This window comes from Schinkia acidoalkalinis, assembly GCF_054301215.1.
Window position 1 is genome coordinate 246,235 of sequence record NZ_CP182573.1, and the last position, 24,701, is coordinate 270,935.

28 protein-coding genes, 1 pseudogene and 1 riboswitch are annotated in these 24,701 nt (G+C 37.6%); of the genes and pseudogenes, 4 read left to right on the plus strand and 25 right to left on the minus strand.

The features are described 5' to 3' along the window. Nucleotides 1-7 precede the first annotated feature (7 nt). From bioD to ACNQFZ_RS01250, 13 genes are all read right to left on the minus strand, one after another. Nucleotides 8-733, minus strand: coding sequence for a dethiobiotin synthase (gene bioD, locus ACNQFZ_RS01190; protein ID WP_458413543.1), 726 nt, complete (start codon nucleotides 731-733; stop codon nucleotides 8-10). Further along, complete coding sequence (gene bioB / locus ACNQFZ_RS01195; protein WP_458413544.1) at nucleotides 726-1,709, minus strand: biotin synthase BioB; 984 nt, start codon at nucleotides 1,707-1,709, stop codon at nucleotides 726-728. The genes bioD and bioB overlap by 8 nt, the downstream gene beginning before the upstream one ends. Before the next feature lie 15 nt (nucleotides 1,710-1,724). Further along, the gene (locus ACNQFZ_RS01200; RefSeq protein ID WP_458413545.1) at nucleotides 1,725-2,288 is read right to left on the minus strand and encodes a biotin transporter BioY; all 564 of its coding nucleotides are present in this window, start codon (nucleotides 2,286-2,288) and stop codon (nucleotides 1,725-1,727) included. A gap of 163 nt (nucleotides 2,289-2,451) precedes the next feature. After that, nucleotides 2,452-4,023, minus strand: a complete 1,572-nt coding sequence (locus ACNQFZ_RS01205; RefSeq protein ID WP_458413546.1) for an S-layer homology domain-containing protein — start codon at nucleotides 4,021-4,023, stop codon at nucleotides 2,452-2,454. A gap of 240 nt (nucleotides 4,024-4,263) precedes the next feature. After that, nucleotides 4,264-5,193 carry a type II secretion system F family protein gene (locus tag ACNQFZ_RS01210; protein ID WP_458413547.1) on the minus strand — a complete coding sequence of 310 codons (930 nt, stop codon included), beginning with the start codon at nucleotides 5,191-5,193 and terminating at the stop codon, nucleotides 4,264-4,266. A 102-nt stretch (nucleotides 5,194-5,295) separates the two neighbouring features. Next, a complete protein-coding gene (locus tag ACNQFZ_RS01215) occupies nucleotides 5,296-6,258 on the minus strand; it encodes a type II secretion system F family protein (protein WP_458413548.1) in 963 nt (320 codons plus the stop codon). A gap of 4 nt (nucleotides 6,259-6,262) precedes the next feature. Further along, complete coding sequence (locus tag ACNQFZ_RS01220) at nucleotides 6,263-7,615, minus strand: CpaF family protein (RefSeq protein WP_458415273.1); 1,353 nt, start codon at nucleotides 7,613-7,615, stop codon at nucleotides 6,263-6,265. A 47-nt stretch (nucleotides 7,616-7,662) separates the two neighbouring features. After that, nucleotides 7,663-8,871, minus strand: coding sequence for an AAA family ATPase (locus ACNQFZ_RS01225; protein WP_458413549.1), 1,209 nt, complete (start codon nucleotides 8,869-8,871; stop codon nucleotides 7,663-7,665). A 39-nt stretch (nucleotides 8,872-8,910) separates the two neighbouring features. Further along, complete coding sequence (gene cpaB / locus ACNQFZ_RS01230; protein ID WP_458413550.1) at nucleotides 8,911-9,402, minus strand: Flp pilus assembly protein CpaB; 492 nt, start codon at nucleotides 9,400-9,402, stop codon at nucleotides 8,911-8,913. Nucleotides 9,403-9,414: 12 nt separating this feature from the next. After that, entirely contained in the window at nucleotides 9,415-10,311 is an 897-nt protein-coding gene (locus ACNQFZ_RS01235) for a pilus assembly protein TadG-related protein (protein ID WP_458413551.1), read from the minus strand. A gap of 3 nt (nucleotides 10,312-10,314) precedes the next feature. Further along, entirely contained in the window at nucleotides 10,315-10,698 is a 384-nt protein-coding gene (locus tag ACNQFZ_RS01240; RefSeq protein ID WP_458413552.1) for a TadE/TadG family type IV pilus assembly protein, read from the minus strand. Between the two features lie 45 nt (nucleotides 10,699-10,743). Next, nucleotides 10,744-11,235 (minus strand): A24 family peptidase, encoded by a 492-nt coding sequence (locus ACNQFZ_RS01245; RefSeq protein ID WP_458413553.1) that lies wholly within the window; start codon nucleotides 11,233-11,235, stop codon nucleotides 10,744-10,746. A gap of 207 nt (nucleotides 11,236-11,442) precedes the next feature. Continuing rightward, nucleotides 11,443-11,631 (minus strand): Flp family type IVb pilin, encoded by a 189-nt coding sequence (locus ACNQFZ_RS01250; protein ID WP_458413554.1) that lies wholly within the window; start codon nucleotides 11,629-11,631, stop codon nucleotides 11,443-11,445. Nucleotides 11,632-11,808: 177 nt separating this feature from the next. Here ACNQFZ_RS01250 and ACNQFZ_RS01255 point away from each other — a divergent pair, with 177 nt between their 5' ends. Then, nucleotides 11,809-12,171: a DUF192 domain-containing protein gene (locus ACNQFZ_RS01255; RefSeq protein WP_458413555.1), complete on the plus strand. Its 363-nt coding sequence runs from the start codon at nucleotides 11,809-11,811 to the stop codon at nucleotides 12,169-12,171. A gap of 54 nt (nucleotides 12,172-12,225) precedes the next feature. Here ACNQFZ_RS01255 and ACNQFZ_RS01260 read toward each other — a convergent pair whose 3' ends face one another. From ACNQFZ_RS01260 to sipW (ACNQFZ_RS01290), 7 genes are all read right to left on the minus strand, one after another. Further along, complete coding sequence (locus tag ACNQFZ_RS01260) at nucleotides 12,226-13,194, minus strand: TasA family protein (RefSeq protein WP_458413556.1); 969 nt, start codon at nucleotides 13,192-13,194, stop codon at nucleotides 12,226-12,228. Between the two features lie 4 nt (nucleotides 13,195-13,198). Continuing rightward, a complete protein-coding gene (gene sipW / locus ACNQFZ_RS01265; protein WP_458413557.1) occupies nucleotides 13,199-13,759 on the minus strand; it encodes a signal peptidase I SipW in 561 nt (186 codons plus the stop codon). 18 nt (nucleotides 13,760-13,777) lie between these two features. Beyond that, nucleotides 13,778-14,311, minus strand: a complete 534-nt coding sequence (locus ACNQFZ_RS01270) for a signal peptidase I (protein WP_458413558.1) — start codon at nucleotides 14,309-14,311, stop codon at nucleotides 13,778-13,780. After that, entirely contained in the window at nucleotides 14,308-16,359 is a 2,052-nt protein-coding gene (locus ACNQFZ_RS01275; RefSeq protein WP_458413559.1) for a hypothetical protein, read from the minus strand. Before ACNQFZ_RS01275 ends, ACNQFZ_RS01270 begins: the two co-directional genes overlap by 4 nt. A 231-nt stretch (nucleotides 16,360-16,590) precedes the next feature. Further along, complete coding sequence (locus ACNQFZ_RS01280; protein WP_458413560.1) at nucleotides 16,591-17,481, minus strand: hypothetical protein; 891 nt, start codon at nucleotides 17,479-17,481, stop codon at nucleotides 16,591-16,593. Between the two features lie 72 nt (nucleotides 17,482-17,553). Further along, nucleotides 17,554-18,150, minus strand: coding sequence for a CalY family protein (locus tag ACNQFZ_RS01285; RefSeq protein WP_458413561.1), 597 nt, complete (start codon nucleotides 18,148-18,150; stop codon nucleotides 17,554-17,556). An 86-nt stretch (nucleotides 18,151-18,236) separates the two neighbouring features. Then, nucleotides 18,237-18,803: a signal peptidase I SipW gene (gene sipW / locus ACNQFZ_RS01290; protein WP_458413562.1), complete on the minus strand. Its 567-nt coding sequence runs from the start codon at nucleotides 18,801-18,803 to the stop codon at nucleotides 18,237-18,239. A gap of 309 nt (nucleotides 18,804-19,112) precedes the next feature. Between sipW (ACNQFZ_RS01290) and ACNQFZ_RS01295 the strand changes: the two genes are divergently transcribed. Then, entirely contained in the window at nucleotides 19,113-19,730 is a 618-nt protein-coding gene (locus tag ACNQFZ_RS01295; RefSeq protein WP_458413563.1) for a class D sortase, read from the plus strand. 53 nt (nucleotides 19,731-19,783) lie between these two features. Here the strand turns inward: ACNQFZ_RS01295 and ACNQFZ_RS01300 are convergent, their stop codons facing one another. From ACNQFZ_RS01300 to ACNQFZ_RS01310, 3 genes and pseudogenes are all read right to left on the minus strand, one after another. After that, nucleotides 19,784-20,059 carry an iron-sulfur cluster biosynthesis family protein gene (locus ACNQFZ_RS01300; protein ID WP_458413564.1) on the minus strand — a complete coding sequence of 92 codons (276 nt, stop codon included), beginning with the start codon at nucleotides 20,057-20,059 and terminating at the stop codon, nucleotides 19,784-19,786. 32 nt (nucleotides 20,060-20,091) lie between these two features. Beyond that, nucleotides 20,092-20,592 carry a YbaK/EbsC family protein gene (locus ACNQFZ_RS01305; protein WP_458413565.1) on the minus strand — a complete coding sequence of 167 codons (501 nt, stop codon included), beginning with the start codon at nucleotides 20,590-20,592 and terminating at the stop codon, nucleotides 20,092-20,094. Between the two features lie 144 nt (nucleotides 20,593-20,736). After that, nucleotides 20,737-20,999, minus strand: a pseudogene (locus ACNQFZ_RS01310) (TipAS antibiotic-recognition domain-containing protein); the annotation flags it as partial. 284 nt (nucleotides 21,000-21,283) lie between these two features. Beyond that, nucleotides 21,284-21,365: riboswitch (cyclic di-GMP riboswitch) on the plus strand. Between the two features lie 22 nt (nucleotides 21,366-21,387). On the opposite strand from ACNQFZ_RS01310, the gene ACNQFZ_RS01315 reads away from it, so the two are divergent. Both ACNQFZ_RS01315 and ACNQFZ_RS01320 read left to right on the plus strand, forming a co-directional pair. Beyond that, nucleotides 21,388-21,579 (plus strand): anti-repressor SinI family protein, encoded by a 192-nt coding sequence (locus ACNQFZ_RS01315; protein WP_458413566.1) that lies wholly within the window; start codon nucleotides 21,388-21,390, stop codon nucleotides 21,577-21,579. A gap of 123 nt (nucleotides 21,580-21,702) precedes the next feature. Continuing rightward, nucleotides 21,703-22,038 (plus strand): helix-turn-helix domain-containing protein, encoded by a 336-nt coding sequence (locus ACNQFZ_RS01320; protein ID WP_458413567.1) that lies wholly within the window; start codon nucleotides 21,703-21,705, stop codon nucleotides 22,036-22,038. A gap of 43 nt (nucleotides 22,039-22,081) precedes the next feature. Here ACNQFZ_RS01320 and ACNQFZ_RS01325 read toward each other — a convergent pair whose 3' ends face one another. Continuing rightward, the gene (locus ACNQFZ_RS01325) at nucleotides 22,082-22,405 is read right to left on the minus strand and encodes a helix-turn-helix domain-containing protein (RefSeq protein WP_458413568.1); all 324 of its coding nucleotides are present in this window, start codon (nucleotides 22,403-22,405) and stop codon (nucleotides 22,082-22,084) included. 163 nt (nucleotides 22,406-22,568) lie between these two features. Next, complete coding sequence (locus ACNQFZ_RS01330; RefSeq protein ID WP_458413569.1) at nucleotides 22,569-24,659, minus strand: glycosyl hydrolase family 18 protein; 2,091 nt, start codon at nucleotides 24,657-24,659, stop codon at nucleotides 22,569-22,571. Nucleotides 24,660-24,701 lie beyond the last annotated feature (42 nt).

Genomic DNA, 24,701 nt, shown 5'->3' on the forward strand with positions numbered 1-24,701 from the left:
ACACCTCTTAAAAAGATTCCATACAATTTAAAATGTTCTCTACTGAAAAAGCAGCCTCTGCATTCTCTCTTATCGCCTCTATGAATGTCTCATGCTTACTTTCTATGGATTTCAGTTTGGCGATGATTGGTACTTTTGTCAGCTTTTCAATCATCCTCGCATTGTCTTCACAAAATACATTTTCTTCATAATAGTTTAGGATGATTCCTTTTATGTTGATGCCTGCTGATTCTAAATATTTGACGGTAAGTACGGTATGATTGATAGTCCCAAGTGTTGCTTTAGCAACGAGTACTACAGCAAAACCTAATTCTTTAATTAAATTTTCAATCGTATACACGTTGCTGTCCTCTTCAATCAAGGGACAAACAATACCACCGCTTCCTTCAGCTATAATATAATCATAATGCTGCTTTAAGTAGACAAACTTTTCGAGAATAACAGACCTTTGGATTGGTTTATGTTCGAGCCTTGCCGCAAGATGCGGGGATACAGGTGTTTTGAAAACATATGGTGTCATATTTTCATAGGCTTCATTTATACGTCCTACTTCACTTACTAGTTCCGTGTCACCTGGTACAAGTTTCTGGCCATCTTCAGCGGCACCACTCAGTGCCGCTTTGAAATAACAGGCGTTATAGCCATTGTTTCTTACAACATGCATGAGTCCAGCTGTCACCACTGTTTTGCCTACATCTGTATCCGTTCCAACAATAAAAATTCCTTTAGGCATCTTTTCTGATTTCCAACTTTAAATCGCCGATCATTTTCATATCGTCTTTTATTTTATTTCCAGAGGTTGTTAAATAATTGCCTGTAATCGTAGCGTTTGCCCCAGCATTGAAGCAATCTTTTCCAGACCCATCAATAAGATTTCTTCCCCCACCCAGTCTAATCATACTTTTAGGATTAACAAATCTGAAAATAGCAATTGTTTTAAGAATTTCATCCTGGCTCAATCTTTCGGCATTTTCTAGCGGCGTACCGCTGATTGGGTTTAAGACGTTAATTGGAATGGATTGAACATCTAGCTCACTTAATTGGAAGGCAAGCTTAATGCGGTCCTCTCTGCTCTCACCCATACCAATAATTCCACCTGAACAAACGCCCATGCCAGCTTCTCTTGCTGCATGAATGGTGTCAATTCTTTCATCGTAACTATGGGTTGTAACAATATTTCCATAGTATTCTCTACTAGTTTCCAAGTTATGGTGATACATTGTGATGCCTCTGTCTCTTAGTTGTTTTAGTTGATCGTACTCTTGAATTCCTAATGAAGCACATAGATTGATGCCAACTTCTTTATTTAACTCGTCATAGATATGTAAAACCTTCTCAAAATCACGACCCTTAAGTCCCCTGCCACTTGTAACCAACGAAAAGCGATTCACACCTTCACTCTCGTTTTCTTTTGCTAGTTTTAATGCTTCCTCTGGGGAGACAACATCATAAGCTTCGACATTCGTTTTGAAATGGGCTGATTGGGCACAAAATTTGCAATCCTCGGAGCAGCGCCCTGATTTTGCATTCATAATCGTACAAAGATCAACCTCATTCCCGCAAAACACTTCACGAATATTGTTTGCACTCGCATAAAGTTGCTTTAAATCATCTTCATTGGTAATCTCGGCCAATTGCAGGACCTCTTCATATGTAACTGCTTCACCGGCAATGATTTTGTTCTCTAAATTTTTAATAAAGTCTTTCATGAAATCCACTCCTCTTTAATGATTCAAGGCCATATAGCCACTTTTTCTTAATGCAGGTACAAGTTTGATAGAAATGTAGGCTGCTAATAACGTTAAAAATATATCGCCTGCTATACAAACGACAAAGCCATAGAAAAAGGCGAAATAAAGTGTAATCGCTTTTCCAATGTAAAAGTTGTAAATAAAATACAGATAAAAAACGCCGAAAAAGTAAACAAAAAATAAACCCGAGAAAAGCGCGATTGTTGCTCTGGTAAAGGTAACATCCTTGCACTTCTCGATGATTTTCCCAATGACATAAGCCGCTACAATAAAACCAATCAAATAACCAAAGGTCGGTTTAAAAATATAGCTAATCCCTCCGCCCTCAGTAAAAACAGGTAACCCAATGAGGCCAATACCGACATAAAGGATCTGTGACAAGGCCCCAAGCCTTGACCCCAAAATAATGCCGGCCAATGCACAAAACAAATATTGCAGGGTAAAAGGGACATAAGGAATTGGAATCTTAATAAAGGCGCCAATTGCCGTCAATGCAGCAAACATCGCTACTAAAACTAAATCCCTAGTATTTTTCATCACTGCCCTCCTCTCAAACTTTTTCCATTTCTACATTTATGTTACTGGAATTTTATATTTATGTAAACTATAATTTTATTTTGGTTAACATTAAACAAACTGTTGATAACAAAAAAAGAGCGAGGATGGGCTCCCGCTCTTCAAATTGCAAGTATCTAATTTTTTATAAATTGTATTCCTCACCATCAACAACGATGACCCCTTCAGTATCTGCATCGGAAATATTGTACTCATCGATCAAGTCATCAACAAATTCATTCACTTCAGATCGACTTGCTTCCTTGAAATCTATATTTTCATTATTAATAAAGTTTTCTAGGAATGTTAACGCTGCTTTGTCGGAAAGTTCAAAAGGATTGTCTTTTAAGTCAATTTTGATTTTTGCCTCATAATTGCTGCTTGATTTACGTTCAAAGAAAATATCGATTTCTGAATTGTTGTCTCCTTCAATAGTGAGATCAATCTTATCTAGTTCCCCTAAATCTTTCAATAGATTTCTAACATCATCCTCTTTTTGCAGTTGGTCGTTAATTAAAATTTCATTAACTGCTCCAGATGAATTCAGATTAAAGGAGATTGTTTGATCCACTTCTAAGTCCTCAATATCTGCATTGTCGCCTGATTTTGTTGTGATCTTCACATTGCTGTTAATGAGGAACGGCACATTTACAAGATCAACTTTTACCCAAACAATATTATTATCTATCTTTGTAATGACACCCTTATAACTGTATTCCTTATCTGCCTCAACAGTAGACTTGGCGTTAATATATATGATGTCACCATCTTTGTTAACTGTAAAATCTACACTCATGTTTTCAGTTAATTTTGATAGTGATGAAGACTTGCTATTAATATATATTCTAGCGTCATCATCAACATCATAATCTTTACTTACATATTTCCATTCACCATTTTGTTTTACCCTTTGTTTGATCGTAATCTCAGAATCTCCAGCATCAATTGATTCAATCGTACCTTTTCCTGTTTGATTATAGTAATCACCTAAGTCTTCCTTGTAATCTAATAAACGGTTAATGAGTACGGCCATTTCTGCACGCGTCACTGGTTTATTCGGCTGGAAAGTATTATCATTATAGCCACTGATCAGCTTCGTTAATGTGGCAAACGCCAAAATCGCTCTCTCATCTTTCGTTAATCCCTCAACATCTTTAAATGAAAGTTTTGCATCTTTCCAAACATCAATATCCGTATCAACTAATTTAACTAGTAAGTTAGTTATAAAAAGCCGAGTTGCCGGTTTATTTGGCTGGAATTTATTGGAGCCATCCAATAAATCTTCCTCAATGGCAATTGCAACCGTTGTTCTAGCCCAACTTGGAACGTCTTTTAAATTTTTATTAGAAAGTGAAGGATTTCTGTCTGTGCCATCTAGTTCTAATACCCTCACAAGAGATGAAATTGCTTCCAGCTGTGTCACTGGTTTATTCGGCTGATATGTAAAATCATCATAGCCGGACATGATCCCAAGTGAGTATGTTTTATAAATATCTTCATTAGCCCAATGTTTTTCAACATCCTTGAGGTCGAATTTTTTATTAACGGTTACATTGATCACTTGCTCAACTTTTTTGTTATTACCCTTACTATTTCCTTTTCCATTCCCGTTTCCATTACCATTATTTGATTTTGCATCGACACCGCCTGGAATTACTGTAAAAGCCAAGCTCGTTGCTACAACTAACGGAATTGATTTCTTAACCCACTTATTCATTTTCATATCCTCCCTTGATTGGTTGTAATTTTATCCTCTATATACAAAATTCGTACCCTTTTCCTATTTATGGGGGTTTTGTTGGATTTACCATCATTTTTGTTATTTTTAACCAAACTGTAATAGATGAAATATAAGGGCAATGATGAATATGAATGGATTGGCTTGGACTTAAGGATACAAATCAAAAGGGCGGCTGAGCTTTACCTGGCTCAACCACCCCTGCCATAAAAAAGATCATTACAAAAAATACGTAGTAATTAAATTCATAACCACTGGCCCTAGCAGCACGACAAATAACGTTGGAAAGATAAACAATACCATTGGAATGAGCATTTTTACCGGTGCCTTCATCGCTTTTTCTTTTGCCGTAAAACGGTGCTTTTCGCGAATCCGTGTTGTCTGGGCTCGCAACACTTTACTCATACCCATTCCCATTTGGTCAGCCTGGATGATGGAATGCAGGACGCTGCTAAGAAACTCAGAGGGCACGCGGTACGTTATTTCTAGGAAGGCCTGCCTTCTTGATTTGCCTAACTTCATATCCTCCAGCGCACTCAAAAATTCACTGGACAACGGCGATTTAATTTGATTGCAAACCTTTTTCAAGGCTCCGTCCAATCCCAGCCCTGCTTCAATAGATACATTTAACATGTCAAAAAAATCGGGCATCGCCCTTTCGATTTCATGAACGCGTTGTTTACTTTTAGCCGTTAAATAATAGTTTAAGTAAAAATAGATAAAACCTGCACCTATCAAAGCTAGTAGAATGACTTTTGCTTTTTCATCTGAAGCTGGGACAAATGCAAACACCAACAATAAAAATAAGGCTGCTGGCAAGACATGTTGTATTAATAAGAAGTCTGCTGCTGAAAGCCCAAATGGATGGCCTGCTGCCTGAAGACGCTTTTCAATTTGGGCCGTTTTTTGCTTTGGCGTGATATCACGAACAGACTTGCGGATTTTAGTAACGAAAGGCAGGACAAAGCGTTCATAAATGGTTTTATTAACCAAATCATCTCCATCCCCTGTTTCCGCCGTTTTTTGCGTGATAAGTTGGGATACGCGATGATAAATCAATAATTTATTTTTATATAACCGGTTAAATACAAGCATACCGATACATGTAAAAAACATAAAAGAAACGAGCCATAAAATGATTTTGAGCATTAACTTCACCTCGCTTATCACACGGAAATTCACTTTCACAGAAGTAAACGTAGTAAATAAACCTCGAATATTTCCGCGACTTCACAGAAGTAAATAGTTCGATTACACCTCAATTGTCACGATTTTTTGAATGAAAATCCAGCCCAATAAACCTGATAAAACCCCGGTGCCCAATAACACCCAGCCTAGCGGATGGGCAAACATCGGATCAAAATAGTGAGGATTCATCACATTTAGTAGGACTCCTAAAACAATTGGCAAGGCCGTAATAATCAAGGCGGAAATTCTCCCTTGAGCAGTTAGTGCTTTCAATTCATCCTTCATTTTAACTCGCTCAGAGATTGTTTCTTGGATTGTGTCCAGGATTCTAACTAAATTTCCACCTGTGCTTCGTTGGATTAGTACCGCTGAAACGGCAATTTCTAGGTCTTTATTTGGCAAGCGCTCTAACAAATTATTTAACGCCACATCAAGAGGAAGGCCAAAATTAATTTCTTTAATGCTTTTAGTAAATTCTAGGCCAATCGGATCTGGCATTTCTTTTGCTACAAGCTGCATCGATTGGAGAAAACTAAATCCTGATTTCATCCCATTGGCCATCGTCTCTAATGCCTGGGGTAACTGGGCCACACTTGCGGCAAGACGGTCCTCTTTTTTCTTTTTCAAGTAAAATCCTGGCAACCTCCACCCTATTAAAGCGACCAAAATCGACATTACAATATGAAGATGTAAAAGTAAAGAAACAACAAAAAGAAGGCCAAAAATAATTAATCTAATGGAAATAAACTCTTCCACCTTTAAAGGAATGCCTGCACTTTCCAGGTCTCTTTCCAGCCTAATCTGTTTCTGTTCCGGCGTTTTTATCCATTTTGCCAATGATTTAACGGAATGAATAAGAGCATGAAGAGCATGCTTTTTTTCTTTTGGCTGCCCTTCACCTACTATTGTTGGACTCTTCGTAATCAACTGTTGTATTCTGCGTTTGACGACATATTTTTTCTTTACATAATAAGTCCCGGCCAAAGCAAAGCATAATGTCGATATGATAAAAATAAAAACACCCATGCCGTCACTCTCCATTGAACCACACCGCTGGTAATTCGAACCCATATCGCTCCAGTTTTTCAGAACAATAGGGGCGAATACCAGTTGAAGCGTGTTTACCAATTAGTTTGCCATCTGCATTCGTACCCGTTTGCTTATATTCAAATAAATCCTGTAAAACAATGGTATCCCCTTCCATCCCAATCACTTCAGTTATGCTGACAATCTTCCGGCTGCCGTCTTTTAACCTTGCCTGTTGGATAATTAAGTCGACTGCACCGGCAATTTGTTCTCTAATCGCGCGGATTGGCAGGTCCATTCCAGCCATGAGCACCATCGTTTCTAAACGAGACAACATTTCACGCGGCGAATTGGAGTGGCCGGTAGCCAACGAGCCATCATGACCGGTATTCATCGCCTGTAGCATATCCAACGCCTCGCCGCCGCGAACCTCCCCTATTACAATCCGATCTGGCCGCATCCGTAGTGAGTTTTTCACCAAATCACGAATCGTGACAGCACCTTTTCCTTCAATATTAGGTGGCCTTGTTTCTAATGAAACGACGTGATCCTGCAGAAGCTGGAGTTCAGCCGCATCCTCAATCGTAACAATCCGCTCATCATGCGGGATAAAAGAGGATAAAACATTGAGCAGTGTCGTTTTCCCGCTTCCTGTTCCGCCGCTAATAAAAATATTCAGTCTTGATTTGACACAAGCATCCAAAAATTGTGCCATTTCTTCCGTTAAAGATCCAAATTTGATAAAGTCGTTCATCTGCAAACGTTCATGAGGGAACTTACGAATGGTGATTGTCGGACCAACTAATGATAAGGGTGGAATAATTGCATTAACCCTTGAGCCATCTGGCAGGCGCGCGTCCACCATTGGACTGCTTTCATCAATACGTCTTCCAAGTGGGGACACGATTTTTTCAATAATCTGCAAGACGTGGCTGTTGTCACGAAAATAGTAATCACTTAGCTGGAGTTTACCTTTCTTCTCGACATAGATATGATAGGGACCATTGACCATAATTTCCGTCACTTCCGGGTCATTTAACAGTTTCGTAATCGGTCCATACCCAATCAATTCAGAAGAAATAATATCTGTTAATTCTTTTTTCGCTTCAAATGTTAGGCGGTCATTCGTTTCGTTTAAAAACTTCATTGCTTCCTGCTCGATTAAATCCATTTGCTGCTCATCTGTGAGATCTGGTTTCTTTTTTAACTCAGTGACAATATGACTTTGCAGCGTTACTTTCAACTCTGATTCCTTCGGTTTATTCCGATCCCTTTTTTGGGGAGATGTATCGTCGGTAGTTCTGTTTTCATGTATCGTTGAAAAACTTTTTTCATTAATCCGTTTTAAAAGTGACATCATTTCCCCTACTTTCTTTCTTGTTTACATAATACAATTACGATAAACTATATCCGTTTTGCTTTTTTTCTTTTTATAAAAAAACCTTTCTTCCGCTTTTCTTTCTTTTCAATTTCAATACCGCCTTCACGGCGGACATCCCTTAAAATGTTCTCTGCGAGGGTTAAAACAGCTTTAGCCACAGGTGTCCTGGGTTCTGAAAAAACAAATGGAATTCCTTTATTAATCGATGCAATCACGGTTCGATAATCACTAGGGATACGCCACTTAATTTTCATTCCTAGGGCATCTTCAATTAAATCAAGCGTCATCCCTTCCATTTCGGAATCACGGTTTAAAACAATCGAGATTTTATCTTTAAAACCAAGGACATTCAGTGTCTCAACAGCAAGTTTTCCGTTTTTTAAAGCCGGTAAATCTAAAGAGGCAATTAGTAAAATAAAGTCGGAATGGTCAAGCGCCACCAAGCTGGTTTCAACAAAGGCAGGTGGTGTATCCACAACGATAGCATCATAATTTTTTTTTAGTGCCTCAATTAAATAATCAACATGTTCCCCAGTGATTAACTCGGCGAACTCTGGCAACGACGGGGCTGCCATGAGGTCGATGCCTAGTTTTGTTTTAACTAAAAACTGTTCAAACGATTTGTCCCCATTTTCATAGGATTGTTTCACCCAATCGTACATCGTGCTTGTAGGCTGTTCATCAAACAACAAGGAAATATCCCCGAATTGCAAGTCCAAATCAAGGACAGCTACCTTTAAATTATGTTTCGCTAATGCGGTTGCAATATTGACACTAAGTGTTGTTTTTCCAACGCCCCCTTTTGTGCTGCAGACCGAAATCACTTTTGCTTCTTTTTCTTCTTCATCAAGCTGACTACTTTCATATTTTAACTGCACAACTTGCTCCGCTTTTTCAAGGGCCTCAATGATTTCAGCTTCTTCACTATCAATATCAACAATATCAACGGCACCTGCAAACATTGCTTTTTTTAAATCAATTTCTCTTTTATTTAGGATTAAAAGAACGGCTGTCATCGGCATTTTCCGCGAAACAGATTGACAAAGTTCATACGGATCCTGGAGTGAATTAGGGCCGATAATGACGACCGTTTTTTTAGAGTCTTCCGCTTCTTTTAATAGGTCCGAAAAGACGTCAAAAATTTTGCTATGCTTTTTTAATTCCTCCATCATCTCTTTGATTGCCATTGAATACATTTGTTTTTCTGAAAAAATATAATAATTGATTCTCATTGTTGGCATCTTTCCTTTTTTTTGGCATAAAACACGATTTTACTCATTGCCTCTTAACATCAAGGTAATCGTGCCGCCCTGTTTTGCAAAGGCAATGGTGGCACCGTCCTGTGGACTAACTTCAACCGTAATCGTCTGGTAGGCTTCAGGTTCTTTGCCCTCCTGGTCTACAGTTGTTTTTCCTACGGCTAAAACCCTTACATTTTCAATAATCATTTGGGGGGATTTTGCCATATTGGTTTGCGCGGGAAATGTAGCGACGATATCAACAAAAGATCCTGGACGTACAAACCCTGAAACACTTTGAACCTCATCAACCGCAATCGAAATAGCACGTTTCCCGGCGCCAATTTGAAGACCGTTCGCTACTTTTGTATCTGTACCTACCTCTGTAGATTCCTCGGAGGGCGGTTGTTCCACTACAGTGTTATTAGGAATTGTTTTTGCCTTTTGAGCCGTTACTATATAAAAAATGGAAGCCATGATGATGCCGAAAATAATCGCCATTATCCAAATTTTTTTTGTGTTCAAAAGAATCACCTATTATTGTGTCTTTTTGTAGCTATAAGTTCCGAAATTGGCTTGACTTGATGACGATTCTCCGATATATGTTTTTCGAATAAAGCGACCGGTCACCAGTGCATTCGTGCTGCTTGCAGTCACCTGTTCCAAAAAGAATGTTGCAAAACCGACTACTCGAACATGCTTATTATTTCCTGGAATGGATTGAATAATGGGGACAAGGACAACTCTTTCACAGTTCGGAGGGAAATTATTGAAGGTTGCATTCGGACACTGGGAAATTCGATAATTGACACCCCGCTCCGTAGGGCCAGACATTTTTCCAGACTCTATGTCTAAAAGAGTACCTACTTGCAAATCCCTTTGATATCCATTAGTCAAATCCATTTCAAAATTGCTGGCTCCCGATCCTGATAAATCAATCGCCCCAAAGCTTCCACTCGTCGAATCACTAACCATTAGAGTTTGCAAAGAACCATATGAAAAATTTACGGACGATTGAACGGTTAAGGGAACTGCCCCACTTCCTACAGATAAAGGATAAAGGTCCACCCTTGCCTTTACTTGGACAACCGGCTCTTGAAAACCCAGTGCTTTCGCAAAATAAAACGTAGCCTTTTGGCTGCCAGCAACCTGCAGCATTGTATATGCCGAATTTGTTGAAATCGTGAAGTTTGCCGGATCTCCCTCATTCATTTGAATCGTTTTCGTAATTTCTGATTTTGTCTTATCATAATTGGTTGGAAAGTCTTGTACACCTGCAAGTACAGCAGCATCCGCTATCTTTTGGAGCCGACTTTTTTCTAAATAAATAGAACCTGCATCAATTACCAAGGCAAGGAAAGCAACGAATATTGTAAGAAAAAGAACAACTAAAACTAGAACTTCCCCATCTTCATTTTTGAAAAATGCCTTCATCCATCATTCCACCCTCATAACCGTTTTTGAATGAATCATTACTGGGTCCGGTAAAAAACTACTCAAAAGTGGGATGGAGAACGAAATCGGATATGTCAAAGTAACCGTTACATAGGTACCTGTTGTTCGATATGATTTGGAAGGTGAGGCTGTAACAGTGATATTGTTCCCATTAAGCGATGGCGCAGCCTGTTTCGCCATTTGAGCAATTTCTGTATCTGTACCACCTAAACTGGCAATTCGTGCCGCTTCCCTTCCCGCATTTTCAAGGGTCAGATAGACATGGAAAATTCGCCCGAAATCGATAATTCCAAATAGGATAAGGATTAAAATAGGTAATGTTAAAGCCAATTCAACCATGGCTTGACCCTTTTGAGATTTAATCAAAGCCCACTCACTCCAGTAACTTGACGGTTAGAAGGAATTTTGCAATTAAAAAACATTCACTCCAGTGTATAGCACTGTTCCTAATACAATCGCTACTCCATATGGAAAAGCATGATGGATCTCGGCTTTACTTAAGCTGTCCAATGTTCTCAATTGAAACGAAAAGAAAATCCGTTTTAAAGAGTCCAACAATTCTCTTTTCATAATAAGAATGATTAAGGCTATTATTCCACCAATAATCGCAATATATAAGAAAGAACCAATCACAAATGCAGTTCCTTTCAAAGCACCAATCGCCATTAATAATTTCACATCACCGGCAGCCATACCCCCTAATAAATAAGGAATGATTAGCAGTGCAAAACCCGTTAATAATCCGTAAAAGCTAAACAAAAAGCCATCCCATCCATGGGTAAACATATTTAATAGCAATCCTAGAATCATCGCCGGAAATGTTACCACATTTAAAATCTTGCGGTACTTAATATCTGTAAATAAGGAGATTCCCAAAATAACAATGAGTAGGGTATAGATCATGATTCACTCTCCTAAATTTTTAATTTAAGAAAAGCCCCACAAACTTCAATATTGAAGAAAGTGAGGCTTTATTATTGACATAGTAATTCGTATTGCTTTGTAGAAGACTACTTTCTAAATGGGGGCTTAACGGTCTATATTTAAAAATATGAAGGGGAAGATTTTGCTTAAGTTTGTGTTGCTTAAGCGAGATGTCACAGGTTTATTTTATTGATTACTTTGTGTTGAATTTCCAGTTAAACTTGAAACAATACTATCAAATTTAGCTTTTAAAGTACTACCCATCGAAGTTAATCCAACAGCAGCAATAATCGCTACTAAACCAATGATTAACCCATACTCAGTCATACCTTGTCCTTCTTCTTCTTTGATAAAGTTCTTCATTTTGTTCATCATAATATTATCCACCTTCCGATTTTGTGGTTATCTGTATATTTAAAATGTACAAACACGTGACTTTTGCACTAGGAATCACTATTTGTAACTGTATAGTAGCACGGCTGTTCTTTTGGCAACAATGTATAAATAATTCATGAAATACGTTAATCTGGAAGTGAATTTAGGGATGGAAAAATGATGAATTTAAAATTATTGACGGCTACGCTAGAGCTTGAACTACCAATAAAAATCGAACGGTATGATACCTTTTGGAATAGATTTCGAGGATTAATGTTTCGATTAAAGCCCATTATTGGTGAGGGGATTCTGATTGATCCCTGTAATTCGATCCATATGTTTTTTATGTTTTTTCCTATTGATGTCGTTTTTGTGAACAAAATCGGAGAGATTATATATATGAAAGAAAATGTTAAACCGTGGAGTGTTATTTGGCCTGTGAAGCATGCTAAATCTGTGTTGGAATTGCCGGTTGGGACGATTGTGAAGTATGGGATCAAAGTTGGAAATAGAGTTAACAATTTTTCCACATATAATTGAAAACAATGAAAAAAAGGTAGTAGAATCGTTAAAGAAACTACTACCTTAAAAGAGTCATTTTACAGTAATCTCATCGCTCCATGCCGCTCCTTCCCCAGGATGACCCTCTTCTTGAAAAACTTTAAACCAATATTTTCCTGGTTTAGTCGGTTTATAAGTTATTTTATATGTTTCTCCGGATTGGAGTCGAGGAATTACTCCGTTTTCAAATTCTATCGTTGCATTAGGTTTCCCTCCATTTTTAACCCAATAAACTTTATATTTTGCAGAATTTGACATATTACCTGAACCTGTATTTTTTACATATGCATATATTTGTGAACCATCAAATCCATAAGCCTGCCCTTTAACATATAATGAACTTTTGTCCCAATCCCCAAATTTGTCTTCGTTTTTATTACCATCATTTTCATCGTCAATACCACCGTCTATATTGCCACAAATTCCATTTATTAAAAATGCCACCTTAATGGATTTTCCTTCAAATTGACTCTGGTCAATATTATCATTTTTGATTAAAGATATTGAAATCTTCACATCTAATTTATTGTTTCCTTCTCCAGGTTTTAATTTACTACCAAGCCAATCCACAATATCTGGTGATTGATCTTGTTTTGTAGCCTCAGCTAGTTGAGCAATCGTCCATTTTTTATCAAGTTCTACCCCATTTAAGGAAAAAGCCACCTCAAATTGCTGTGCAAATTCTTCTCTAGCAGCCGTGTCTGTTGTAAAATTGGTATCTAAAAATAGATGATCCATGTTAAAGTCACCAGTATTTGTAATTGTAAAATTTAGTTCATTACTTGATTGATTACTCTTACTTTCCTCTTCAGGGATCACATTAGTAAATTCAAAGACAACTTCATCTGGATCCACATTAAAGGAGCATCTTCCAACAGCCAATGTGTTAGGCACTTCTTCCACATCATTAAAATAGGACCATGCTCCTTTTGGGATAATTGAAGAGATGATTAATAAGAAACCAATAATTAAAAATGTGTAGTGTTTTAAATTAGTAAACATTTTATCACCTATTTAAACTGCCATATTTATTGTTTTTCTCTAACTCTGAAAATTCCCTCCATAATGAATACACAGAGTTCCCAATTAATAGTAACCCTGGGATAATTAACAATAGTGCACTTCCGAGATTGGTAGAAGTGTAGGAAAACAAGTAACCTGCGTATGGGACCGTAAAGCCTGTATATTGGCCGATAACATGTTGGGATAAAACAAGTTCAAGGTCAGCGGTTTTGTTATGGTCACCTTTAGTCCTATATAACACATTCTCACCATCTTTAATGACCTCAACAACCCGATGAGTTACAATCATCTGTTCCTTTATTTTAAAAGTTATTACATCACCTGGTTGAAATCTCGTCAAATCACCACCGGGCTGAATGGCTATGATGGAGCCAGTCATAAAAGTTGGTTCCATAGATCCGGACAGTACTGTTTTTAATTCATAACCAAAAATATCATCCCCTTGACCGTTTGCTTTTGAAATAATAACAGTAATAGCAAAGAGTAATAAGACTACAGCCAATATTGCAGTAATAATTCTGTTAATCCAAACTAGGATCTTCATTACTTCCACCACCATTGCCTATGAATCCCTTTGAATAAAAGGTGCCCAAATGTTAGTAAACGAAGAGATGATTAAAACAAATACCGGGATAAGGAAAAAGAGAAGAAAACCGATTTTTGTTTTCGTTAGCTGTAAAATATATCCCCCATAAGGTATAACAATGTTTTGATATTTCCCAAAAACGTTGGTATCTGCCACTTCATCTATGTCAGGAGTTAAGTTTGCATCCCCTTTTGTTGTAAAGAAAATATTGGAATCCACATTCTTCACTTCAACAATTCTATGTGTGATGAGCTGGTTTTCATTTCTTGGTGATTGAAAGGTAATCACATCATTAACCCGTAAAAGTTCGGGAGCGTTAACCTTTTTTACAAGAATTAACGATCCTGGGTTAATTTCAGGGTACATCGATCCCGTTAAAACACTGATGAATTGAAATCCTCCTATTTGTGATGTTGTTCCTGTTAGTTTGCTTGAAATGATGATATAACAGCATAATAGAAGAATCGTTAAAAAGATGATTTTTAAGCTTGCAAGAACACCCCTTTTCATAATTTTTTGTTCCATTTTGACCATAAATACGTTCTAATATTAATTTTGACTTGATGATTGTTATCCGTCGTTACGAAGTCGCTTTGAATATCATGATTATAAAATTCAGGCGTTAACGTAAATAAATCAACTTCATCTTCTCTTCTAGTTGTGTTAAATGCTACTAGCGTGCCTCTATCTATAGATTCGCTTTCACTTGTTGACTCGTCAGTAGATTGTGTTTCAGAACTATTATTCTCTGAGCTTCCATTTTCAGTAGTTGTTGTTTCTGTTGCCTGAGTTGACTCCTCATTATTACTTGAATTTCCTTCAATTGCTGTTCCTTCTACTGCTGTTTGTTCATCTGAATTCGTTAGTTCTGTGTCAGTATCATCTTCATTAGTTGCTTCTGTTAGATTACCAACAGTTTCACCATTATTTTCTTGATTTGTAGTGTCCTCATTAACTACCGGAGACTGTTGATCTGCGTTTTTCCCATCATCGCCAGACGGATGATCCGGATTCCCCCCATCATCTTGGTTATTTGATTGGCTATCATCGTCATTAGGGCGAGCAGGCTGTTGTGGTATTTCTTTACTAGGTTCCTCTCCATTCATTGGAGGTGTTTCAGGATTTTGGTTTTCGTCAGTCACAGGTGGTTTATCTGGAGTTGATTGGTCTTCTTCTATTGGTGGTTGATTTGTATTAGGCTGATCTTCGCCTACTGGTGGTTGATTTGTATTAGGCTGATCTTCGCCTACTGGTGGTTGATTTGTATTAGGCTGATCTTCGCCTACTGGTGGCTGATCTGGAACTTGATTTTCTCCTCCACCTGGAGGTTGCTCTGGATTAGGCTGGTCTCCCTCCGCCGGTGGTTTATCTGGAGTTGATGTACCACCACCACCTCCTCCAGATACCGGTACATCCGGAGTAGGATTTTCACTCGCTGGTGGAGTATTCTGAGTAGGATTTTCCTCTTCTACTGGCGTTTGTGAATTTGCTGGTCCGCCATCCGCTCCAGGTGTGCTTTGGTTTTCAGAGCTTTGTTGTGCATTTTTAGCTTCCTCTTCTTGTTTGAGCCGTTCTTGTTCAACCCTTTGTGCCTCTTCTTCCTGTCTTTGTTTTTCTTGTTCGATTTTTGCTTGTACTTCAGTATTTGTTTGCTTCGTATTATCCATCGTTTCTTTTAGACTATCGATTGCCTGCTGAACTTTTTCATAATTAGCTTTTGCTTCTTCTAAAACATCAGGTGATGCCACTTCCTTTGTCCCATCAACATAGGCTTTCAATTCATTCATATAATTTTCAGCATCTTCTAAAGCCTTCTGCAAATCAGTTTCTGATTTAGCAAACTCTTCTGTTAATGTTTGAAATGCATTTATATCAAAGTCAGGTCCGTATTTTGCTAGAATATCTGCTGCATTTGTATTTGCATCCGTTAGTCCTTCCAATGCTTTCTTGGCAATTTCTGCAATCATGTCTTTTTCAAGAGCAGCGGCCTCCGCTTGAATCATAGCTGCAATCATGTCATTAGCCTGATTCGCCATTCCTTCCATTTCTTTTATAACGATAGTCATTGAATCCGTTAGTTCCGTTGCATTTTTTGTTCCATCTTCAATAACCTTTAATATATTCATAGCGGATTCGTCATCGATAACTTCCAGCTTCGCTTGCGCTAAATAGATATTAAGTTGGTTCAATTTAGTATTTGCAACTTCTTGTGAAGTTTTAGCAGTTTCTAGTATCTCATCTAATCGATTATCGCTTATCGCTTGTTCCGAACTTTCAGCCTGTTCTAATTTACCATAAACCATTCCAGCTTGTTCTCTAAGAGATTGAACCTTATCCATTTCTGTTTTTATTTCGTTTACAAGACCATCAATGGTTTCTGGAAAAACAAACGATGAGGTAATCTCTCCATCTTTAATGGTGACAGAATGCGAAAAAACTGCATGGGAGGTTGGTGTAACTTGAGCAATACCAAAAGCAGCAATTGAAATTAAACTTGCCGTTTGATACAAAGCTTTTTTCCTCATTTTCTTTTTTCTTGCCGATCGTTTTCTTCTCATAATTCCTGACCACCTATTAAAATTCCATTTATTTTAACTTAAATGCACCCAAAACACGTTCGCTATTGTGTACTTATAAATAGGTTATTTACAATATAGAAAAAAAGAATTACTTTTTATCAATAGACTAAATTTTTATGCTATTTTTAGTCTTGTGTTTACTTTTATGCAGAATTATTTGGTCTTATTAAAAATAGGCCTAGAAGATTATTCTAATATTCTAGGCCATTTTTATTTCCGCTGTATTAATTTTAGAAAACGCATAATTAAGATACTAAGTCCAACTGTTAATAGCACAGCTCCAAAAAAGATGAAATTATAGATTGTTGTAGCCGTGTTTGGAAGAAGATTATCTGTTATTTTGGGAGTAATGTTAATGACTTCACCTGCCGGATTATCTGACTTATCTGGTGGAACATCACCCGGTGGTTTCTCATTTTCTTTTGGTTCATCAACGGGAGTTTCATCAATAGGCTGATCAATTATAGGATTTCCGGTAGGTGTTTCGCTATCCATTGGAGGGTCATTCGGTTTTTCATTATCTGGTGGAGTTCCATCATCTGAAGGATTTTTCCCCGGAGTATCATTATTATCATTTCCACCACCGCCATTTCCTCCTCCATTGTCCCCACCTTGACCATCAGAATCGATTTCCGCAAGGAATATAATCTCCACTTCAGCTGAAGACGACTGAAATTCATTTCCCAACTCATAAGGCATTGCGACTTGAAAAAATAACGTTTCAGAAGTACCGGAATCTAACTTCCTTGGTGTAATTCCAGTGAATTCGTCAAATTTTCCATCGTAAAGAACTTTTTCATCTTTTTTAATTAATAAATCTAAACCTTCTAATAATCCTTTTACAGACTGCTTCTTACCAATTGTTGCTATATACTTAAAATCATTAGCCCCATCATTAAAAACAGTTATTTCCCTTGGAATCCAGTCACCAGGTTTTAAATCCCCAACCTTAAAGAAATATCCATCTGGATTAGGACTAGTATTAATATCAATTTCTTTTATATCTGCATTTACCTTTATTTGTTCTAAATTCAAAAGAAAGAATAAGCTAGAAATTACAAATAAACTTATTGTTTTTGCCAGTAATCTTTTTTTATTCATGGCATACCCCACATCATTAATTTAACAAAAGGTGGGAAATTGATTCCCACCTTTACTTTTTTACTGCTTTTATTATTTTGCTTCACCAGCACCTTGTTTTCCATCAAATGTCCATTGAAGCTCAAGGCTATCACCTTGGAAAATATTCTGGTCAAGACCATTATCTACGAATTCATATTGTACATAAAGGGTGTCAGAAGTACCGGCTGCTAAATTACCACCACGTTCTGCAAACCATTGACTCCAGAAGTTCCCTGCAATAACATCAGGGCTCATACCTTTAAGATCTGCAAGAGTTGTTGACCAAACAGGAACATCAAGCTTGTCACCATTAATTAGGAAGTTAACACGAATATGTTTACCTAAGTCATCTGCCCCATTGTTTCCATTTGCATCAGTTACTGTGTAGTTTGTTAATAAATCTACAGTTGCAATGTCAAGAGATCCACCATTTACGATATCAAATGATCGTAACATAGTATCACCTGGTTTAATGTTATCTACATCGATAATTACGGTTGGGTCTACACTTAAATCTAATGTTCCTGCCGTAAATTTTGCACTAGCTGTTGCACTATCACTGAAGTATGCAAATGTTCCTCCTCCAATTAACGATAAACCTAGTGCAGCTGATGCAATTCCTAATCCTAATTTCTTTTTAATACTCATGAGCAATCTCCTCCTAATTTTTACCTCTTTCTGAGGTATGTAGTTTTTATATTGAATCCTTATTTTTTATAAGGAATGCAACCTAATTAAATGGTTTCCTCAATTTCTTCAGAACTTTTTGGTTTTTCAATATCTTTCAATCCTTTAAAAATTGAAAAAGCAGAGTATATTAATAAAATAATCCCTGGTATGACAAGTAGAAGCGCACCATTTTTTGATTGAGAAAATTCAACGAAATAGCCAATCTTCGGGATTGTAAATCCGGTATATTCTCCTAAAATATTATTTGGTATTACATAATCAATATCTGGCGTTCGGTTATTATCGCCCTTTGTTCGATACATAGTGTTTTCGCCAGATTTTACAACTTCAATAATTCTATGGGTCACTATTTTGTCCTTTGATTCCCTAAATGTAATAACATCATCCTTCTTTAAGCGCGTTGGATCTTCAACTGGTTTTACAGCAATTATCGATCCTGTCATGAAGGTTGGCTCCATTGAACCAGATAAAACAGGTTTTAATTGATAGCCAAAAAGGTTGGGTTCCCCTCCAGATGCCTTCGATGAGATGACTGCAACAACCATAACAATCAGCACTAGAAATAACACCGTTGTCGTCAATCCACTAACGAATTTCTTAGCTTTTTTCATGTTTCCATCCCTTTCTTACTTGTTCTTTTCCAAGAACACGTTCTTTCTGGTATCTATATTTATGTATCTTCGTGTTCGTTGTTCGTTCGTCTTGTTCTTTATATCGAACTTACATGTTGAGTATATGACAAAAGGATTCGTTTGAAAAATGCGTAAATTAGCTATATTTTCTTAATAACGAACTAAAATTATGCTTTTCCTCCGTTTATCTCTTGTTTGCTTACTTTTTTATAACTTTATAAAGAACGCATTGTTCTATATATTGAACATGATGAAACTGTTGTAAATAAGGGGGAATCGTAATCAGAAATGATTAAAAAGTTGGCGATTATCATTTCTATAGTAGGCATTGCACTGATTGGATCTGGGGGTTATCAGTATTACAAAACAATAGAAGCGCAGAAAAACAGTCTTAAAGAGGCCTATCAGATTTTGGAGAATCAAAAACAAAAACCAAAAGAACTAACTAAAGAAAATCATAATAATGAAACAAGGATGATGGATAAGGCAGAGTTTAACCCACTTCAAGGTGAAGCTGTCGGCATTCTTGCCATTCCAAAACTTGAGGCTGGGCTGCCGATTGTGGAAGGAACATCTGACGATGATCTTGAAAAAGGAGTGGGCCATTTTAAAGGAACGGCCTATCCAACAGAACAGGATCAAATTGTCTTATCAGGCCATCGAGATACTGTTTTTCGGAGGATGGGAGAGTTAAAAGTTGGAGATATTTTTATCGTTAAGCTCCCATATGGCAGCTTTGAGTACAAAATTGCGAGTACTAAAATTGTAGATGCTGACGACCGGACCATCATTAAATCAACTGCCCCTAATGAAGAGCTTGTTGTAACGACATGTTACCCGTTCACATATGTTGGGTCTGCACCTGATCGTTATATTTTGACGGCAAAACCGGTTGAGGTGAAATAAAAATGCCCTATAGAGAGTCTTTTAAGGGGTTCTCGATAGGGCATTTTTATTGATTATACCGCTTCCACAACAAATTCCATAAAACCGGTTTGATCCGGAACATAATCGATTTTATTGTTGTTAAAGTAATGCAGTTGTGTTTGATCAATGATAAAATACATGCCATCCACAATAAATTCATCATCATTGGACTGTATGGAGTCCTCCAACGTTAATTTCAGCTTCACCCAGCAACTATTCCGCAGCTGCAAACGAATAAACTTTTGAGTGTCCGCCTCATTCAGCCTATTTTGCAATTCTGTTTTGGCGGCTTCCGTAATGGTAAACAATAGCATACCTCTCCCTTTTTGAGCTACTACTATTACACTGCTTCTTCTTCTAACCCAGCTTCCTCCCAGTCTTTACACACATCGACCCATTCTTTTGCAGCTGAATATTGAAGTAATTCATCAATAGTTAATTCGATGGCGGAGTTTGTGCTTCCGCAGGCTGGGAAAACAGTTACAAAGCGTTTTAATGAGACATCAGGATAAACAGCTAAATCATTCGCTAAGCCAAACGGGCACACTCCGCCGATAGCATGTCCTGTTTGTTCAAGCACTTCATCTGGCGTGAGCATCCGTGCTTTAAAACCAAAGGTGTGGCGGAATTTCTTGTTGTCGATTTTGGCATCACCGGCGGCAACAATTAGAATCGCTTTTTCGTCCTCTCCTCTAAATGATAAAGTTTTTGCAATTCGAGCAGGGATAACGCCAATCGTTTCGGCTGCTTGTTCGACCGTTGCACTTGATCTGTCAAACTCCATCACATCCCCTTCACGGTTCCATTTCTTAAAATGTGCTTTTACAGTTTCAATTGACAAGTTAGACATCCTTTCTTTTCATCGTATTATCTAAAATGATAACATATACTTTCGTAGAAATGGAAAAATCCACCTTGCGAGAATTGCATTATAAAAGCGATTGGTCTCCCCAATCGCTTATTTCATGAATATCTCCCTTTATTTTTACATACCAGTAAAGATGTGAATAGCATCTCTTAAAAACGCAGCTGTTCCAGGCTGGCCCTTATCATAATAGGCAGTGAAGCGTTCACCATCAACATACATTTGGGCTAAACCTTCATGTGCTTCTTTACTGTATTGAATTGTTGTTCTAAGGTGGTTACTTCATCATATTGTTCTTTTGTCATCTTCATCAATTTTGCGTTTGACTGATTGATTGTATCATCACCGTATTTTTCACGAATTTCTTTTCCATATTTTTTCTCATACACCTTTACGTAACGGTAAGGTCAATTATCTTAATTGTTGAAATTTGATTATTTTTGTCGAGATTTAACCGATAAAAAGAAGCAATATATCCGAAAACCTATAATAAGATTAGATGTACTATTACTTATTTCCTATACTTAATAACAGAAGCACTAAAAATCAATCCTACAAGGGGGCTTAAGCCAATAAATAAATAAATGAGTTTGTCTATCCAATTCCGTACGGATTTGTAAAGCTACTTGTGAGCGAACTAGAGAAATGTGAAAAAATCAAAATCCATACTTTGAAAGGGCAAACCTGCTTGAAAAACAGGGACGCAAAGCCACAGATCTAAGGAATACTAGGATAGCTGGGCTACCAAAAGTAAGATAACCAGGGGGAAATATGGATATTCAGAGCGTACAGTCTTCTAATGTGCAAGACATTAGTTTACCCAAAATTGATTCAGAGTGGTTGCAATTACTTTTAGAAGCAAAAGCAATAGGACTTTCGGTAGAGGATATAAGGGCTTTTTTGAGAAAAAATGATGATTCGTATGTATTACGAGAGAAGGAGCACTTTAAACCTTCTAATTGAAGCGTATGGGAGCGTATCCTTAGGAATTTTATCCTTACTTTTTGTCGAAAAAGCATTTCTGTTTCTAATAGTGAACATTCGTGATAAGATATAATTAAAAAAATTCTTTTTAGGGAGATCGCAATGATAGGAAAACGTATCCAAACAATTAGAAAAGAGAAGGGGCTTTCATTATCAGATTTGGCTGCAAAGGCCGGTGTTGCAAAATCCTATTTGAGTTCGATTGAAAGAGACATTCAATCAAATCCCTCTGTTCAATTTTTAGAAAAAGTAGCAGCCGTTTTGGATATTAGTGTGCAGCAATTATTAAATCCGGAAGTGAATGAAGATTCGCTGGACCCTGAATGGATAAAGCTTGCTCAAGAGGCAGCACAGTCAGGCGTCAGCAAAGAGCAGTTCCGTGAATTTTTGGAATTTACCAGATGGCAGCTTGAACAAAAAAAACTTAATGAACGGTAGAAAAATGGCTGGGAGCAAGTGCTTTACTTTGCACCCAGCCATTTTATTTTAATAGCTTTATTAATTGCCGCAACTTTTCTTTATCTATGTTTGAATTGCTCATTTCGATTGCCAGATCAAAAATTTCTTCGTCAATAATATTCGTTTTAACGTACGCGCTTTCATTTTTCATTTCCATTTTAATAAGCGATTGCAAATCGATTTTTAATGCCTTGGCAATCTTTTCAATAACATCAATACTTGGATTTGTCTGTTTTCCACGTTCGATAAAACTTAAGTATGATTTGGATACGCCTGAAAGCTTTGAGAGCTCTGTTAAAGAAATACCTCTTTCGATACGCAAGTCTCGAATTTTCTTTCCATCCATTCTTTATTCCCCTTCTTTAACTAGTATAATGAAATCTCCTCCTTCCTTTTTTGTTCTTTATATAGAACACCTTAATTTAAGTATAATCCATTGCCTATCAATATGTAAAGTATGAAAGTTTAAAACAAAAACCCAACTCGCAAATCGGCAAAGTTGGGGCTTATTATTGTTCTTGATTTTTTTTATCAACTTCTTCTTTAATCTTGTTTAATGTCTTTGGTCCAACAATTCCATCAACCGTTAAAGCATAATCTCTTTGGAAGGCTTGAACGGCTTCTTCCGTTGGATTTCCAAAATAACCTGTTTCACTCTCGTGGAAATAACCCAAAAAAGATAAATCAGATTGTAGGCTTTTCACTTCCGGCCCTTCGGATCCCACTTTTAAGATGACAGTTTGGTCTTTTCCAAGCAACGGAGCGGTCCGGTTTAATATAGAAGCCATTTGGGCGCGGGTCATCCCATCTGTTGGTCTAAAAGTTTGATCATTAAATCCACCGAAGATTCCTTGTTTATTCATATTTTGAATCGCTTCATAGGACCATCGTGAAGATTTTACATCCTTAAAATTCGTCGCTTCAGATACTAAAGCAGGTGATACTCCAATAACTCGATCCAAAATAGCGGCCATTTCTTCCCTTGTCACTTTATCATCTGGTGCAAACCGGCCTTTTTCTTTCCCCTTCATAAGGCCCTGTTGATTAGCAACGATAATATCATAATTGGCCCAGTGATTTTGTTCCACATCACCAAATGGTTGGGTCATGGGCTGAAGTGGTTTTAAGTCCAATGCACGGACTAAAATCGCGGCTGCCTCCGCCCTTGTCAATGATTTATCTGGTGCAAAGGTATTCGTCTTGACGCCCCTCATCCAACCTTTATTGTAAATACTGATAATATCATCTTTTGCCCAATGATTCGTAATATCATGATAAGGGTTGTTTGGATATGTTTGCGTATTGTTTTTGATTGTATCCGTTTGCTTCTGTTCTGTTACTTGTGGTGCTTGTGGAGCTTGTAATTGGTAATCGTGGTTTTTTGTATAGGAATTAAAATTATACCAGATGCTTGGATCCTCCTGTCCTAATGCCCAGCTTCCTGTTCCTTTTAAGTTATATTGATGTACGAGGTCAATTTTCCTCGCAAGTGACTCATTATTCTCAAACCAAATATGGTAGGTTCCCGGTTTTAATGCTCTTCCTGCAATCGTTGTCACTGGATCATCTTCCGTAATTGTAATGATAGCCAGCGGTGATTTAGCTTTTTCATCAAAGGTTACCGTGCCATTATATTTTTTAACGAGTTCATCGATCCGATTATTTGCAATACCTAAACCGCCATAGCTTTCCCCTTCAATCCAATAGCGGCCAAAAAATGGTAGGCCTAACACGATCTGTTCTGATGGCACCCCTTGTTTTAAAGCATACTGGATTGATTTTTCAACCCAATTGTAGCTTGCAACCGGTCCCTCGCTACCACTTTCATAATGTTCATCATAAGCCATGATCATCAAATAATCGGCATGTTCTGCTAATGCTTTATAATCGTATGAACCATGCCAGCCTTTCACCCAGCCGCTTGGGTTGGCGGCAACGGCAACAGATACTTCTTTGTCCTTCGGGATTTTCTCACGCAATAATCGGACAAAATCGGTATAATTGTCACGATCGGCCTCTGTTACATTTTCGATATCAACATTGATTCCATCAAGGTCATAGCGAATAATGACATCAGCAATTTCCTGCGCTAATTGTTCACGATTTTCTAAAGCTTTTCTACCTTTTGTCCGGTCCCAATGGTTTGATAAAAAAGGGACCACTTTTTTATTTTGTTTATGCATTTCTTTTACAAAGGCTTGGTCCATTGTTAAATGCAAACTGCCATCCGGATTAAGGTCAAAATAACTTGGCGAAGTGACATTGATATTCCCTTTCGTATTTTCGACCTGCTTTATAAAAGACTGCGTATTGCCAAAATATAAGTAACTCATATTGAAGTTAACTTCATGGGCACTTGACGGTGCTGCGTTTAGTGGAATCGTTAACAAGAGCGTGGTTCCCACCATGATTTTGACTGATTTTACTTTTAAGTTGGAAAAATTCTTTTTTACGAAGGCGGTAATTTTTTCATTTGCCCTTGTTTGCTCGGAAGGCTCGGCACTGCCCAGCTCATTAGCAAATTCACTGGTTTGTTCGTCTAAATATAGGATGACGGTATACCCGTCACCGTCCGGGACAAGACGGTAATTCTTAAACAAATGCAGCCACTCCTTTCTGAAAGGTGGATTTACGGGTAAGCA

Bases quoted from the DNA above. Each gene is read 5' to 3' on its own strand.
- ACNQFZ_RS01255 (WP_458413555.1), top strand. From the start codon at position 11,809: ATGATGAATTTAAAATTATTGACGGCTACGCTAGAGCTTGAACTACCA.
- ACNQFZ_RS01200 (WP_458413545.1), bottom strand. From the start codon at position 2,288: ATGAAAAATACTAGGGATTTAGTTTTAGTAGCGATGTTTGCTGCATTG.
- ACNQFZ_RS01320 (WP_458413567.1), top strand. From the start codon at position 21,703: ATGATAGGAAAACGTATCCAAACAATTAGAAAAGAGAAGGGGCTTTCA.
- ACNQFZ_RS01295 (WP_458413563.1), top strand. From the start codon at position 19,113: ATGATTAAAAAGTTGGCGATTATCATTTCTATAGTAGGCATTGCACTG.
- ACNQFZ_RS01280 (WP_458413560.1), bottom strand. From the start codon at position 17,481: ATGAATAAAAAAAGATTACTGGCAAAAACAATAAGTTTATTTGTAATT.
- ACNQFZ_RS01245 (WP_458413553.1), bottom strand. From the start codon at position 11,235: ATGATCTATACCCTACTCATTGTTATTTTGGGAATCTCCTTATTTACA.
- ACNQFZ_RS01270 (WP_458413558.1), bottom strand. From the start codon at position 14,311: ATGAAAAGGGGTGTTCTTGCAAGCTTAAAAATCATCTTTTTAACGATT.
- ACNQFZ_RS01215 (WP_458413548.1), bottom strand. From the start codon at position 6,258: ATGGGTGTTTTTATTTTTATCATATCGACATTATGCTTTGCTTTGGCC.
- ACNQFZ_RS01250 (WP_458413554.1), bottom strand. From the start codon at position 11,631: ATGATGAACAAAATGAAGAACTTTATCAAAGAAGAAGAAGGACAAGGT.
- ACNQFZ_RS01325 (WP_458413568.1), bottom strand. From the start codon at position 22,405: ATGGATGGAAAGAAAATTCGAGACTTGCGTATCGAAAGAGGTATTTCT.
- bioD (WP_458413543.1), bottom strand. From the start codon at position 733: ATGCCTAAAGGAATTTTTATTGTTGGAACGGATACAGATGTAGGCAAA.
- ACNQFZ_RS01205 (WP_458413546.1), bottom strand. From the start codon at position 4,023: ATGAATAAGTGGGTTAAGAAATCAATTCCGTTAGTTGTAGCAACGAGC.
- sipW (WP_458413557.1), bottom strand. From the start codon at position 13,759: ATGAAGATCCTAGTTTGGATTAACAGAATTATTACTGCAATATTGGCT.
- ACNQFZ_RS01315 (WP_458413566.1), top strand. From the start codon at position 21,388: ATGGATATTCAGAGCGTACAGTCTTCTAATGTGCAAGACATTAGTTTA.
- ACNQFZ_RS01225 (WP_458413549.1), bottom strand. From the start codon at position 8,871: ATGAGAATCAATTATTATATTTTTTCAGAAAAACAAATGTATTCAATG.
- bioB (WP_458413544.1), bottom strand. From the start codon at position 1,709: ATGAAAGACTTTATTAAAAATTTAGAGAACAAAATCATTGCCGGTGAA.
- ACNQFZ_RS01275 (WP_458413559.1), bottom strand. From the start codon at position 16,359: ATGAGAAGAAAACGATCGGCAAGAAAAAAGAAAATGAGGAAAAAAGCT.
- ACNQFZ_RS01210 (WP_458413547.1), bottom strand. From the start codon at position 5,193: ATGCTCAAAATCATTTTATGGCTCGTTTCTTTTATGTTTTTTACATGT.
- ACNQFZ_RS01260 (WP_458413556.1), bottom strand. From the start codon at position 13,194: ATGTTTACTAATTTAAAACACTACACATTTTTAATTATTGGTTTCTTA.
- ACNQFZ_RS01235 (WP_458413551.1), bottom strand. From the start codon at position 10,311: ATGAAGGCATTTTTCAAAAATGAAGATGGGGAAGTTCTAGTTTTAGTT.
- ACNQFZ_RS01220 (WP_458415273.1), bottom strand. From the start codon at position 7,615: ATGTCACTTTTAAAACGGATTAATGAAAAAAGTTTTTCAACGATACAT.
- ACNQFZ_RS01285 (WP_458413561.1), bottom strand. From the start codon at position 18,150: ATGAGTATTAAAAAGAAATTAGGATTAGGAATTGCATCAGCTGCACTA.
- sipW (WP_458413562.1), bottom strand. From the start codon at position 18,803: ATGAAAAAAGCTAAGAAATTCGTTAGTGGATTGACGACAACGGTGTTA.